The sequence below is a fragment of the Halolamina salina genome, from assembly GCF_042678005.1.
GTDB lineage: Archaea > Halobacteriota > Halobacteria > Halobacteriales > Haloferacaceae > Halolamina > Halolamina salina.
Map to the genome: position 1 here is coordinate 1 of NZ_JBHUDH010000139.1, position 13,067 is coordinate 13,067.

The window sequence follows — 13,067 nt, forward strand, 5'->3', positions numbered from 1 at the left end:
CGACGACCGCGAGTACGAACTCGAGAGCGAGGACGTGGTCTCGCTGCCCGCGGACAACGCCGAGGCGCTGCTCCAGCGCGAGGCCGCCGAGCGACTCTGGTGACCGTCGCCGGGAGCGGAAAGCGTTAGTCCCCGCCGGTCGCACGCTCGGGCATGCTCGAACCCGGTGACGACGCGCCAGAGTTCTCGCTTCCCAACCAAGACGGCGACGAGGTCTCGCTCTCGGATCTACCCGGCGAGTACGCGGTCGTCTACTTCTACCCGCGCGCCGACACGCCCGGCTGCACCACCGAGGCGTGTTCGTTCCGCGACGACTGGGACACCTACGAGGACGCCGGCATCTCCGTCGTCGGGATCAGCGACGACCCCGTCGATGATCTCGCGGATTTCCGCGAGAAGTACGACCTCCCGTTCGACCTGCTCTCCGACGAGGACGGCGAGGTGTCCGCGGCGTACGGCTCCTACGGCGAGAAGAACGTCTTCGGCAACGAGGTGATGGGCGTGTTCCGTAACACGTTCGTCGTGAAGGACGGCGAAATCGTCGAAGTGTACGAGGGCGTCGATCCCGAGAACCACGCCGAGGAGATTCTGGCGGACCTCGACCTCGATTAGGCCCGTAGCCGCCGAATTTCCTCGCCGACTGCCTTCCGGTTCAGCACGAGGAAGCCGGCGAGGATACAGCCGAACCCGGCGACGGCCGCCGGTGGGAGCGCTTCGTCCAGCAGCGCCCACCCAGTGACGGCGGCGACCGGCGGCACCGCGTAGCTCACGAGGTTCGCGGTGAACGGTCCCCGGCGGCGCATCAGCGTGAAGTAGGCGCCGTACCCCACAGAGCTCGCGACGACGCCGACGTAGCCGACCGCGACCCACGTCCACGTCCCCGACGGCACGACGATCGGCTCGCCCAACCCGAGGCTGGCGGCGTGGAGCATGATCGCCCCCAGCCCCATCGCCCACCCCGTCGTCGGGAGGCTGGCCATCGGCGCGTCGACCCGGCGCAGCAGCACGCTGCCAGCGGCGACCGCGATCACCGCACAGAACACCAGCGCCGCCCCGAGCCCGTCCGCACCGAGCAGTTCGAAGGCGCCGTCGAGCACGCCGGGCGCGCCGGCGGGCGGCTCGGTCGCCGCGGTCGGCGACGGCCGCGCGATCAGCACGACGCCGACCAGCCCGAGGAGGATCCCCACGACGTCGCGGGGCGTCAGCCCGTCGCCCGAGAGCAGCAGTGCGGCGAACCCCACCGTGAGCACGGGGTTGAGACTGTACACGACCGACGCGATCGAGCCGGAGGTGTAGAGCTGTCCGAAGAAGAGGAAGAAGACGTTCCCGAACACGAGAAACGCCGCGGCGACGAAGATCGCCTGCCAGTCCGCTCGTGTCCGTGGGAGGTCCAACCGCCCCAGCGCCGCGAGCGCGCCCAGCGTCACGACCGCGCCGATGTCGAATCGAAAGCTGGCGAACAGGATCGGCCGAATCGTCTGCAGGCCGACCTCGATCGCCGAGAACCCGGCACCCCACGCGACAGCCAGCACCACGAACAGCCCGGCATCCTGATAGCGAGACACGTCGGGAGTGGTGGCGGCGACGGCTTGAGCGTGTCCATCGCGGCGCGATTCGCCGCCCCGGAAAGGTGTGAGCCGTCCACACACCGGGCGGGGAGTTAAGTGTCAATCTCCCGCTATCGACGCCGTGGGCCGCTATCTGATCTCCGACCATCACTTCGGGCACGCGAACATCATCGAGTACTGCGACCGGCCGTTCGACTCGCCCGGCGCGATGGACAGCGCGATGCTCGACCGGCATTACGAGACCGTCTCGCCCGAGGACGTGCTCGTCCACCTCGGCGACGTGGCGATGGACATGCAGGACGGCCGGGAGACGATCGAGCGGTTCGACCAGCTCGGCGGCGACCTGCTCGTGCGTGGCAACCACGACGTGGGGCTCGACCCGGCGGAGGCGCCGTTCCCGGTCGTCGACGGCTTCGTTCTGGAACACGGCGAGCGGTCGTTCTACTGCACGCACCGCCCCGAGGACGCGCCGGCGGACTGGGAGGGGTGGCTGATCCACGGCCACCACCACGACAACGACCCCGACACCCACCCGTTCGTCGCCGCCGACGCGCGCCGGGTGAACGTCTCGGCGGAGCTACTGGACTACCGGCCGGTCCGGCTCGGGGGGCTGGCGGCGCTGCTCGATCGGTGTGGGTCGACCGAGCGCGTTCGGGACGCGGCGGCCGCCGAGTCGCGGTTCGAGGTCGAACTCCGGTAGCTTCCGTACCGGCTCCGCGAACGGGAGTCGGGAAAAGGGACGCCGGCTCAGTAGCCGCGGTTGATCAGGTAGTCCGCCAGATCCGCGAGCAGCCGACTGGCCTCGTTGTCCGGCAGGGCGTCGAGGTGGCCCTTCGAGCGGGCGGTCAGCTCCTCCGCCTTCGAGCGGGCGTACTCGATGCTGCCCGCCGCTTCGAGCGTCTCGACGGCGTCGGCGACCTCGGCCTCGGTGAGTTCGTCGGCCGTCTCGGCGCTGACCAGCCCGTCCACGTCGACGCCCTGCTGGCGCGCGTGGAGGGTGATCAGCGTCTCCTTCTCGCCGACGAGGTCCGAGCCGCGCTGCTTGCCCAACTCCTCGCTGGGCACCGTCAGGTCGAGCACGTCGTCCTGAATCTGGAACGCGCGCCCGGAGTCGATCCCGTACTGCCGCAGCGCCTCGACGGTCTCGTCGGCGGCGCCGAGCAGGATCGCGGGAATGGCCGCGGAGGCGCCGTACAGCACGGCGGTCTTGAGTTCGACCATCTCGAGGTACTCCTCGGGGAGCACGCCCGCGCGGTTCTCGAACTCCACGTCGAGCGCCTGTCCCTCACAGATCTCGGTACAGGTGCGCGCCAGCCGGTTGGTCGCGGCGACGGAGAGTTCGGGCCGGCTGCCGGTGTCGGTCATGAACTCGAACGCCTTGGCGTACAGCGTGTCGCCGGCGAGGATCGCCGTCTCCTCGTCGTACTCGCGGTGGACCGCCGGCACGCCGCGCCGGAGGTCGTCGTCGTCCATGATATCGTCGTGGATCAGCGTGAACGACTGGATCACCTCGATGCTGACCGCCGCCCGCAGCAGGTCGACCTCGCCGTCGAACAGCGCGGGGAACGCCCGGTAGTCGGCGCTGCCGGGGTCCACGTCGGCCAGCGCCTCGCCCACGAGGAGACACACCGTCGGCCGCAGGCGCTTCCCGCCGGCGTCGAGCAGGTAGCGGGAGGCCTCGTAGAGGCGTTCTGGCTCCTCGATCGGGAGCTCCTCGACGATGGCGTCGTTGACCCGCTCGCGGCGCTGTTTCACCGCGGCGAGCAGCCGTTCGACCGTCGCGTCCTCACTCATCGTTACTCCGTGAGCTGGATCACGTTGCCGTTGCGCGAGAGGTGGACGTCGTCGCCGAGGTTGTACCCCTCGGACTCACAGAGGTCGACGTACTTCGCGAGGTTCTCGAGGTTCTGGTGGGCGGGGACGACGTTCTCGGGCTGGAGCGCCTCCAGCATCTGGTAGTGGCCCTCCTGACTCAGGTGGCCCGAGACGTGGATGTCGTCGTAGATGTGGGCGCCCTGCATCCGGAGCAGCTGCTCGGACTGGTAGCGCTGGCCCTCGTTGGTCGGCTCCGGGATGACTCGGGCGCTGAAGATGACCTTGTCGCCGTCCTCGATGTCGTAGGGGGTCTCGCCGCGACCCATCCGGGTGAGCATCGCGCGCGGCTCGCCCTGGTGGCCGGTGACGATGGGGAGGTAGTTCTCCTTCCCCTCCTTCATGATCCGCTTGAACGTCCGGTCGACGGACTTGCGGTGGCCGTACATCCCGAGGTCGTCCGGGAAGTCGACGAAGCCGAGGCGCTCGGCCGTGCCGGAGTACTTCTCCATCGAGCGGCCGAGCAGCACCGGCTCGCGGCCGATCTCCTGGGCGAACTCGACGAGGCTCTTCACGCGGGCGATGTGGCTGGAGAACGTGGTGGCGACGATGCCGCCGTCGTAATCCTCCAGACTCATCATCACGTCACGCAGGTGCTCGCGGGCGACGCGCTCGGAGGGCGTCCGGCCCTTCTTCGAGGCGTTGGTACAGTCCTCGATGTACGCGAGCACGCCCTCCTCCCGGCTGATCTCGCGGAACCGATCCATGTCGATCGGGTCGCCGATGACGGGCGTGTGGTCCATGCGCTTGTCCAGCCCGTACACCACGGCGCCCTCCGGCGTGTGGAGCACGGGGTTGATCGCGTCGATGATGGAGTGGGTGACGTTGACGAACTCGAGTTCGGTGTCGTCGCCGATCTGCATCGTCTCGCCCGCGTCCATCTTGATGAGGTCGTTGTCGACCTCGAACTTCGACTCGCTCTGGACCTGCTGTTTCACCAGTTCGATCGTAAAGGGCGCCGAGACGATCGGCGCGTCGTAGCGGTGGGCCAGCTTCGAGATGGCACCGATGTGGTCGAGGTGGCCGTGCGTGGGCACGATGGCCTGCACGTCGCCCTCGATCTCGGACATGACCCGGTCGTCCGGGATGGCGCCCATGTCGATCAGGTCGAGGCTGTGCATCTGCTCGGTCTCGACGTTGTCGTGGATCAGGACCTTACTCAGGTTCAGGCCCATGTCGAAGATGACGACGTCGTCGCCCGCGCGGACCGCGGTACACTGTCTACCGACCTCTTCGTAGCCGCCGATTGTTGCGATTTCGACTTCCATGGTTGGATGCACTCAAAGCCACGTTCGTGGCGGTGTGCGTACTGAAACAGCCGCGAGCGTGGGGGTCGTGGACCCCGGCGTCTTACAGCGCGTCGGTCACCGATCCCCGCAACGCCCCGTCGGCGTTTACCCGCGGGATGTTCTTACCCGTCCTTCTGCGTCCGAGGGTAAAAATGGCGCGGGTCGACGGCCGGCGACCGGAGAACGGCTCAGACGCCGAAAACAGCCCGTAGTAGGTCCCGAGACCCCGGCCCCAGTCCGACGGCGCTGACCGCGGTCAACAGCAGCGTCGTGTACCGCGGCGTCTCCTCGACCAGTTCGGGCTCGAACACCCAGATCAGGAACGTCGCCGCCGCCATCTTCACGACGAGGAACGGCCACGCCGCCCCGAACAGGTCGACGATGAACTGGTTCGCGGGGTGTTTGGGGTTGAGGTTGTACGGCACGCCGAGCGCCATCAGGTAGTCCAGCCCGATCACGTTCGCGGCGCCGTCGACGGCGTGGGCGACGAGCACCATCCCGCCCGCCAGTCCCGTCCCCTCGTTGACGCTCGGTGCGAACGTCTCGATGGCGTACCACGTCCCGACGGCCGCGACGGCCGAGAGCCCGACCGTCGCGATCAGCACCAGCGGGTAGAACTGCACCTGCGGGTCCGTCGCCGCGAGGAAGGCGAGGTAGCCGACCGACAGCAGGACCGCGCCGCCGCCCATCGCCGTCAGCGGCCGGACGTAGTCGTCGACGTACCCCCGTCGGGCCAGCCACAGCGAGAGGAGGATGCAGGCCAGCGCGATGACGAACAGCGTGAGGTAGATGATCGGGCTGATCAGCAGCGTGTTCAGCGGGTAGTCGAACCAGCTATCCCCCATCGCGTTGTGGGCGTCCTCGACGGTCCGGAGCGCGCCGCCGAGCAGCATGAACGGCACCATCGCCCAGAACAGCCCGCGGTCCTCCCCGATGCCGAGCCGTTCCAGCAGCAGCACGACGCCGGTGATCGTGATCAGCAGCGCGACGATGTAGCCGACCTCGCTGACGACCGTGTAACCCGGGTAGGCAACCGGCTCGGCCGCCTCCCGACACGCCGACGTGCTGTAGAGGTACTCGACCGTGCTCCCGGGACGGATCGCACAGACCGCGTTGTGTGCGTCGGCCTGTACCGGCCCCCAGAAGTAGTGCCAGATGAAGCCGTCGTACACCGTCTCGGGGGCGAGTACCGACCCCCCGACCAGCGCCACCAGGAGCGCGCCGACGGCGCCGGCCCAGAGCCGCTCCGGGCTCCGGCCGGTCCACTCGCGGAGGGATGACATACCCCAACACCGCACAGCGTGGGGCTTCAGGGTTGCGGTCTCCCGTATCGCCCGGCGCGGGACCAGTAACGTTACCTCCCGCGACTCCCCCGTCGGGAGCATGGTCAGTCCGACACCGATGCTGGTGGCCGGCGGCGTCGCGGTCGCCGTGATCGCCCTCTACGCCGCCTACCAGAAGGGGCGCGCCGACGGGATCGAGCGGGCCCAGCGCGAGCAGTCGCGGCAGGCCCACGAGGCCGCCACCGAGCGGGAGCCGCCGGTCGACGTGGGCGATCGCGTCTCGCTGGCCGTCAAGGAGTTCGAGAGCCACCACTCCGGCGAGCGGGTCGCGGTCTGCAAGAAGGCGGGTTTCGTGATCTTCGTCGACGGCGTGCCCGACAGCGCCGACGTGGGCGACGTGATCGACGCCGAGATCGTCGACTTCGGCCGCGATCGCAACTCCGCCGAGGCGCAGTACGTCGGTTAGATCGGCAGCCCGTCGGCCTCGTAGTCGGTGCCGAGCACCACCATCGTCTGTGAGCGCGTGAACCCCTCGGTGTCGGCGATGTGGTCGAACATCAGGTCCCGGAGGCCGTCGGTGTCCTCGGCGTGGACCCGCACCATCACGTCCCACTGGCCGGTCGTGAGGTGGACCTCCTGGACCTCGGGCAGGCCGGCGAGGTGGGCCAGCGCCTCCTCCTCGCGGCCCTGCTCGGTGCGGAGACCGACGAACGCGCTCACGCCGTACCCCACCGCGTCGGCGTCGACGCTCGCGTGGTACCCCTCGATGACGCCCGCCTCCTCCATGCGGTTCACCCGGTCGTGGACCGTCGCGCTGGACATGTCGATCCGGCGCGCGACCTCGCTGAAGGGGGTCCGGGCGTCCTCCTGCAGGATGCGGAGGATCTGCCGGTCCGTCTCGTCGAGTTCCATACGCGGGACTGTGCGGTCGGGACTCTTTGGGCTTGTGACTGCTTCCCGAAGGTCAGACCGCGTCGTCGATCGCCTGCGCCGCTTCGAGCATCTCCTCGTGGAGCACACCGTTCGAGACGACCAGCCCGCGGGCGTCGTGGTGCCACCGCTCCCCGCGGAGGTCGGTCGCCGTCCCGCCGGCCCGGCGCACGAGGTGGACCCCGGCGATCGTGTCCCACGGCTTCGTCTGGACGTTGGTGATCACGCCCTCGATCGAGCCGGCGGCGACCATCGCGAGCGCGGCCTGTGCGCTGCCCGGTCGTCGGAGGTCGGCGAAGCGGCTCACGATGGCCTCGCACGCGCGGGCGTACTCGTCGCGCCGCTCGCGCGGCCACCAGACGGTCGGCACGACCGCGGCGCGCTCGGGGTCGCTCACCGACGAGACCGAAATTTCGCTGCCGTTGCGGTAGGCCGCCCCGCTGTCGGCGGTGTACACGTCGTCCATCGCGGGCAGGTAGTTGCAGGCCGCGACCGGTTCGCCCTGGACCACGCAGGCGACCGCGGTGGCCCAGGTCGTGAGCTCCCGGACGTAGCTGTCGGTGCCGTCGATGGGGTCGACGATCCACGCCGGTCCCGTCTCCGGTACCGACTTGAGCGCGTCGCCCTCCTCGCCGACGATCGGCTCCTCGGGGCGCTCCTCCCGGATGACCTCCTCCACTTCGCGCTGGGCGGCGCGGTCGGCCTCCGTCACCACGTCGGTCTTTCCCGCCTTCGTCTCGACGGCGACGCCGGTCCGGAAGAACTCCTTCGCCACGTCGCCGCCGGCGACGGCCGCGCGGCGGGCGAGCGCGGCGCGGCCGGCCGCTCCGTGTTCGTCCATGGTTCTCCGTCTCGGGGAGCCAGCCCCAAGAACGCTCTGGGTCCTGCTCGAACGCGGCGTGACTCGACGACGGCGACGCGACCCGTGGCGCTCCCCTCGCGCGGTCCGAGAGGATTCGGACGCCGAAGCGGTGACGCCACGCGAACACGTCACGCCGCTGTCCCGATGCGATAACCTTCAAGGCAACGCCGAGGGAACTGATAAACTGTCTATGGACATCTCGGATATCGCCGTCAAGGAATTCGTCGAAGTCGAGGCCGACACGCGCGTCGCGAAGATTCGGTCGCGGTTCGAGCGGGAGAACCCGAAAGGGGTCGTCGTCATGGAGGACGGCGAGTGTATCGGCGTGATCCGTGAGAAGCAACTGGTCCAGTCTCACGTCGAGGACGACATGAAGGTCGGCGCCGTCGTCCGCTCCTCCCGTAGCGGCGGGAGCCCGCCGAAGGTGGGCCGGCACGACGACGTGCGCGAGGTCTCCCGCGTGCTCGTCGAGGGCGACGTGAAGATCGCGCCCGTCTACGAGGGCGAGAACCTCTGGGGGATCGTCGCGGCCGACGACATCCTGCGGGCGGTGCTCGAGAACCTCGAAGCCATCACCGTCGGCGACATCGCCTCGGAGTCGGTCGTCACCGTCACCGAGGACGACCACGTCGGCAAGGCGATCAACCGCCTGCGCGAGAACGGCATCTCCCGGCTGCCCGTCACCAACGAGACCGGCGACCTCACCGGGATCGTCACGACCAACGACATCGTCGACTTCGCGGTGCGCGACGAGGACCGACAGGGCGAGGGCGACCGCAGCGGCGAACTCGAGCGCATGCTCGACATCCCCGTCTACGACCTGATGTCGAGCCCGGTCCAGACGATCACCGCCGGCGAGACCGTCGAGGAGGCGGTGTCGATCATGTTCGAGAACGGCATCTCCGGGCTGGTCGTGACGGCGACGCCCGACGGCGCCGAGATCGAGGGCGTCATCACGAAGACCGACGTGCTCCGCGCGCTGACCCACACCGAGGAGGAGTCGATGGACGTCCAGATCACGAACATCAATCTGCTGGACGTGCTCACTCGGGAGGACATCGTCGCGGACATCACGAGCGTCGCGGACAAGTTCAAGGAGATGAACGTGCTCCACGCCCACGTCCGCTTCACCCAGCACAAGGAGAAGCTCCGTGGGACCCCGCTGCTGCGCTGTCAGATCCGCCTGCGAACCACGCAGGGGCAGGTCGCCGGCTCCGGCGAGGGGTACGGCGCCGAGCACGCGTTCCACGTCGCGCTCGACCGACTGGAGCGTAACGTGCTCGAACTCAAGGGCGTCAAGGCCGACGAGGAGTACCGCGGTCAGCTGATGCGGAAGCTGAACGAGCTATAGAGGCCGCCCGCGTTCGATTTTTTCGCCGTCGTACGGCCGATCCGGGACGCGTCGCGTCGGCCTTAGAGCTCCTCGGCGGCCGCCAGCCCCTCCTCGACGATCCGAAACGTCGCGGTCTCGCCGGTCGCTTTCGAGCGGTGTTTCTCCAGCGACGCCCGGCGGTTACCGCCGCGGAACCGCTCCAGTCGCAGCACCACGCCGGTCCAGTGTTCCAGCGTGTTCCCGCCCAGTCCGCGGGTCCGATCGGCGTCGGGATCGCGGAACACCTGATTGGTGACGACGACCGCGAGGTCGTGTTTGCGCGCCAGCGAGAGCAGGTGGGTGATCTGGTCGGCGACTTTCCGCAGGGACTCGCCGCCGGAGTCGTCGCCCGCACGCTCCAGCCGGTAGAACCCCGTCGCGGAGTCGAGCACGATCAGGTCCGCAGTCTCCGCGAACTCCTCGGCGTCCCGGACGGCCTCGGCCTGTTCCTCGAAGTCGTGGGCCTCCGAGACGACGATGCGGGAGGCCACCTCCTCGAAGTCGGCGTCGCCGTCGGTCTTCCCGGCGACGATCTGGCGGAAGCGGTCGATCGACAGCCCCTCAGTATCGATGTACAGCGCGCGCCCGCCGTCGACGGCGGCCTCGACCGCCGCCGCGAGTGCGAGGTTGGTCTTCCCCGCGGCCGGTTCGCCGTACACCTGCGTGACGGTGCCGCGCTCGAAACCGCCGCCGAGCAGGTCGTCGATCGGGTCGCAGCCGGTGGGGACGGGTTCGCTCATTGGCGGTGCTTGCGCGGGGTGGTACGAAAGCGCTCGGACTCGCGGCGGTTCGGTGCCTCAGCGAGGGGAGTACGCCCGCCTCGATGTTCTCTCGACCGACTCCGCCGCTGTTCGACTGGAGAATTCGGCATCCGTCTGCTGGTAATTCGCGCCGTTGGTGTACGAAGAAAACCTCGACCTAACGCCACACTTATGCGCGAACACCCCTTGTTTCCACGTAACTCACTCCGGGTTACTCATGAACGAAGTCCAACTGGAAGTCGCGAAAGCGTACCCGAACGACTCGGGCCGCGGTATCGCTCGGCTCGACCCCGACACCCTGCTCCACCTCAAGCTCTCCCCCGGGGACATCATCGAGATCGAGGGCGCCGAAACCACGGCGGCGAAGGTCTGGCGCGCCGACCGACAGGACTGGAACACCGACACGGTTCGCATCGACGGCTTCACGCGCCAGAACGCCGACGTGAGCATCGGCGAGCGCGTCACCATCCGGAAGGCCGAGGCCGAGACCGCCGAGTCGCTCACCCTCGCCCCGCCGGAGGAGGCGTCGGTGCAGTTCGGCTCGGAGGCCGCCGGCATGGTGAAGCGGCAGATCCTCAAGCGCCCGGTGGTCGAGCGCGACATCGTCCCCGTGATGTCGAGCACGAACCACCCGTTCATGCGCTCGCCCGGGCAGGCGATCCCGCTGATCGCCGTCGACACCGAGCCAGACGGCGTCTGCCTGATCACCGAGGAGACCGACGTGGAGCTCCGCGAGGAGCCAATCTCCGGCTTCGACAAGACCGGCGGCGGGATCACCTACGAGGACATCGGCGGCCTCGAGGACGAGATCCAGCGCGTCCGGGAGATGGTCGAACTGCCGATGAAACACCCCCAGATCTTCAAGAAGCTCGGCATCGAGCCGCCCCAGGGGGTGTTGCTCCACGGCCCGCCCGGCACCGGGAAGACGCTGCTCGCGAAGGCGGTCGCCAACGAGACCTCCGCGAGCTTCTTCTCCATCGCCGGCCCGGAGATCATCTCGAAGTACTACGGCGAGTCCGAACAGCAGCTCAGGGAGATCTTCGAGGACGCCAAGGAGGACAGCCCCGCGATCGTGTTCATCGACGAACTCGACTCCATCGCGCCCAAACGGGAGGACGTGACCGGCGAAGTCGAGCGCCGCGTCGTCGCCCAGCTGCTGACGATGATGGACGGGCTCGACTCCCGCGGGCAGGTGATCGTCATCGGCGCGACCAACCGCGTCGACAGCGTCGATCCCGCGCTGCGCCGCCCGGGTCGGTTCGACCGCGAGATCGAGATCGGCGTCCCCGACGAGACCGGCCGCAAGGAGATCCTCCAGATCCACAGCCGCGGGATGCCGCTGTCGGACGACATCGACCTCGACCACCTCGCCGCCGAGACCCACGGGTTCGTCGGCGCCGACATCGAGAGCCTCAGCAAGGAGGCCGCGATGAAGGCGCTGCGGCGCTACCTCCCCGAGATCGACTTAGACGAGGAGGAGGTGCCGCCGAGCCTGATCGACCGCATGATCGTCAAGAAGGAGGACTTCCGCGGCGCGCTCAACGAGGTCGAACCCAGCGCGATGCGGGAGGTGCTGGTCGAGCTCCCCAAAATCACGTGGGACGACGTGGGCGGGCTTACCGACCCCAAACAGCAGGTGAAGGAGGCCGTCGAGTGGCCGCTCTCGACCCCCGAGAAGTTCGAGCGCATGGGCGTCGAGGCGCCGAAGGGCGTGCTGCTGTACGGCCCGCCCGGCACCGGGAAGACGCTGATGGCGAAGGCCGTCGCCAACGAGACCAACGCCAACTTCATCTCGGTCCGCGGGCCCCAACTCCTCTCGAAGTGGGTCGGCGAGTCCGAGAAGGCGATCCGGCAGACGTTCCGCAAGGCCCGGCAGGTCTCGCCCACCGTGATCTTCTTCGACGAGCTCGACTCGCTCGCGCCGAGTCGCGGTGAGCAGGCCGGCACGAACGTCTCCGAGCGCGTCGTGAACCAGCTCCTCACGGAGCTCGACGGGCTGGAGGAGATGGGCGAGGTGATGGTGATCGGCGCGACCAACCGCCCGGACATGATCGACCCCGCGCTGATCCGCTCGGGCCGGTTCGACCGGCTCGTGATGGTCGGCGCGCCCGATCAGGACGGCCGCGAGCAGATCCTCCAGATCCACACCGAGGACACGCCGCTGGCGCCGGACGTGAGCCTGAAGGAGGTCGCCGAGATAACCGACGGCTACGTCGGCTCCGACCTGGAGTCGATCTGCCGGGAGGCCGCGATCGAGGCGCTACGGGAGTCCGACGGTGCCGAAGAGGTCGAGATGCGCCACTTCCGGCAGGCGATCGAGGCGGTCCGACCGACGATCACCGACGACCTGATGAGCTACTACGAGGAGGTCGAAGAGGAGTTCCGCGGCAGCTCCAGCGCGAACGTCGACCGCGGGAACCGCCTCGGCTTCCAGTAGACACAAAACGGTCTTTTCGCCTCCACAAGGGCCTTTTCGTTACCACTCTCAGCAGGGCGTATGCGCCGACGCGCCCTCCTCGCCTCGCTGGCGGCGGGCAGCAGCCTCCTCGCCGGCTGTAGCTCGACCGACCCGACAGAGACCGCCCCAACCGACACGGAGACGGCCGGGACCGACACGCCGACTGCCACGCCGTCGACGCCCGCCGGCACCCCCGACGAGGTGGTCCAACTGGAGGGTAACGCCCTGTTCGGCGCCAGTACTATCGACCTCGGAACTGCCGATCGGACGTACGCGCTCTCGCCGATGCGGTACCGGACCGAGGACGGCGCCGAGATCAGGATGCGGTTCGACGCGACCGCGACCGCCGACCGCCCCGCCCGGCTGGTCGCCTCGCTCCAGAACACCGAACGGTACCGCGAGTCAGTCGACCTCGACTGGCTCCCGCCGTTCGGCCGCCCGAGCAGCGAACCGCCGCGCGACCACGGTGAGCCGTTGATGGGTGGGGGGCTTCGCGACGAGGGGAGCCTGATCTTCGCCCCGACGGCGAACCACGACCTCGTCGACGAGCCGCCCGAAATCGAACGCGACGGCGACGGCCTCTGGCGGCTGGCCGGCGATATCCACCGCTGGCTGCCCGAGACGATCACGCTCGACCCCGGGGAGGCGATCCGCGGCGAGTACGCCGTCGTC

13 protein-coding genes and 1 pseudogene are annotated in these 13,067 nt (G+C 68.7%); 7 read left to right on the plus strand and 7 right to left on the minus strand.

Features of this window, described 5'->3' with window-relative positions:
• A partial coding sequence (locus ACFR9S_RS11870; protein ID WP_417385126.1) for a DNA replication complex subunit Gins51 occupies nucleotides 1–103 on the plus strand: 103 nt, incomplete at its 5' end.
• Between the two features lie 50 nt (nucleotides 104–153).
• Nucleotides 154–612 (plus strand): thioredoxin-dependent thiol peroxidase, encoded by a 459-nt coding sequence (gene bcp / locus ACFR9S_RS11875; RefSeq protein ID WP_379732373.1) that lies wholly within the window; start codon nucleotides 154–156, stop codon nucleotides 610–612.
• Here bcp and ACFR9S_RS11880 read toward each other — a convergent pair.
• Nucleotides 609–1,565 (minus strand): DMT family transporter, encoded by a 957-nt coding sequence (locus ACFR9S_RS11880; protein ID WP_379818754.1) that lies wholly within the window; start codon nucleotides 1,563–1,565, stop codon nucleotides 609–611. The two genes, bcp and ACFR9S_RS11880, sit on opposite strands and share 4 nt — an antisense overlap.
• 124 nt (nucleotides 1,566–1,689) lie before the next feature.
• Here ACFR9S_RS11880 and ACFR9S_RS11885 point away from each other — a divergent pair, with 124 nt between their 5' ends.
• Nucleotides 1,690–2,268 carry a metallophosphoesterase family protein gene (locus ACFR9S_RS11885; RefSeq protein WP_379731604.1) on the plus strand — a complete coding sequence of 193 codons (579 nt, stop codon included), beginning with the start codon at nucleotides 1,690–1,692 and terminating at the stop codon, nucleotides 2,266–2,268.
• A gap of 47 nt (nucleotides 2,269–2,315) precedes the next feature.
• On the opposite strand, the gene idsA3 is transcribed toward ACFR9S_RS11885, so the two are convergent.
• The 3 genes from idsA3 to ACFR9S_RS11900 form a co-directional block, all read right to left on the minus strand.
• The gene (idsA3, locus tag ACFR9S_RS11890; protein WP_379731605.1) at nucleotides 2,316–3,362 is read right to left on the minus strand and encodes a geranylfarnesyl diphosphate synthase; all 1,047 of its coding nucleotides are present in this window, start codon (nucleotides 3,360–3,362) and stop codon (nucleotides 2,316–2,318) included.
• 2 nt (nucleotides 3,363–3,364) lie between these two features.
• The gene (locus ACFR9S_RS11895) at nucleotides 3,365–4,708 is read right to left on the minus strand and encodes an RNase J family beta-CASP ribonuclease (RefSeq protein ID WP_379731606.1); all 1,344 of its coding nucleotides are present in this window, start codon (nucleotides 4,706–4,708) and stop codon (nucleotides 3,365–3,367) included.
• A 209-nt stretch (nucleotides 4,709–4,917) separates the two neighbouring features.
• Nucleotides 4,918–6,012 carry a DUF63 family protein gene (locus ACFR9S_RS11900; RefSeq protein ID WP_379731607.1) on the minus strand — a complete coding sequence of 365 codons (1,095 nt, stop codon included), beginning with the start codon at nucleotides 6,010–6,012 and terminating at the stop codon, nucleotides 4,918–4,920.
• Nucleotides 6,013–6,112: 100 nt separating this feature from the next.
• Here ACFR9S_RS11900 and ACFR9S_RS11905 point away from each other — a divergent pair, with 100 nt between their 5' ends.
• Nucleotides 6,113–6,478, plus strand: a complete 366-nt coding sequence (locus ACFR9S_RS11905) for a hypothetical protein (protein WP_379731608.1) — start codon at nucleotides 6,113–6,115, stop codon at nucleotides 6,476–6,478.
• Here the strand turns inward: ACFR9S_RS11905 and ACFR9S_RS11910 are convergent.
• On the minus strand, nucleotides 6,475–6,924 hold the full coding sequence (locus tag ACFR9S_RS11910) for an Lrp/AsnC family transcriptional regulator (RefSeq protein ID WP_379731609.1): 450 nt from the start codon (nucleotides 6,922–6,924) through the stop codon (nucleotides 6,475–6,477). The two genes, ACFR9S_RS11905 and ACFR9S_RS11910, sit on opposite strands and share 4 nt — an antisense overlap.
• A 52-nt stretch (nucleotides 6,925–6,976) precedes the next feature.
• Entirely contained in the window at nucleotides 6,977–7,783 is an 807-nt protein-coding gene (locus ACFR9S_RS11915) for an inositol monophosphatase family protein (RefSeq protein ID WP_379818755.1), read from the minus strand.
• A gap of 211 nt (nucleotides 7,784–7,994) precedes the next feature.
• On the opposite strand from ACFR9S_RS11915, the gene ACFR9S_RS11920 reads away from it, so the two are divergent.
• A complete protein-coding gene (locus ACFR9S_RS11920) occupies nucleotides 7,995–9,155 on the plus strand; it encodes a CBS domain-containing protein (RefSeq protein ID WP_379731707.1) in 1,161 nt (386 codons plus the stop codon).
• Nucleotides 9,156–9,217: 62 nt separating this feature from the next.
• On the opposite strand, the gene radB is transcribed toward ACFR9S_RS11920, so the two are convergent.
• Nucleotides 9,218–9,916 carry a DNA repair and recombination protein RadB gene (gene radB, locus ACFR9S_RS11925; protein WP_379731708.1) on the minus strand — a complete coding sequence of 233 codons (699 nt, stop codon included), beginning with the start codon at nucleotides 9,914–9,916 and terminating at the stop codon, nucleotides 9,218–9,220.
• A gap of 238 nt (nucleotides 9,917–10,154) precedes the next feature.
• On the opposite strand from radB, the gene ACFR9S_RS11930 reads away from it, so the two are divergent.
• Together ACFR9S_RS11930 and ACFR9S_RS11935 are read left to right on the plus strand one after the other, a co-directional pair.
• Nucleotides 10,155–12,374, plus strand: coding sequence for a CDC48 family AAA ATPase (locus tag ACFR9S_RS11930; RefSeq protein ID WP_379731709.1), 2,220 nt, complete (start codon nucleotides 10,155–10,157; stop codon nucleotides 12,372–12,374).
• A 60-nt stretch (nucleotides 12,375–12,434) separates the two neighbouring features.
• Nucleotides 12,435–13,067 (plus strand): annotated as a pseudogene (locus ACFR9S_RS11935) (hypothetical protein); the annotation flags it as partial.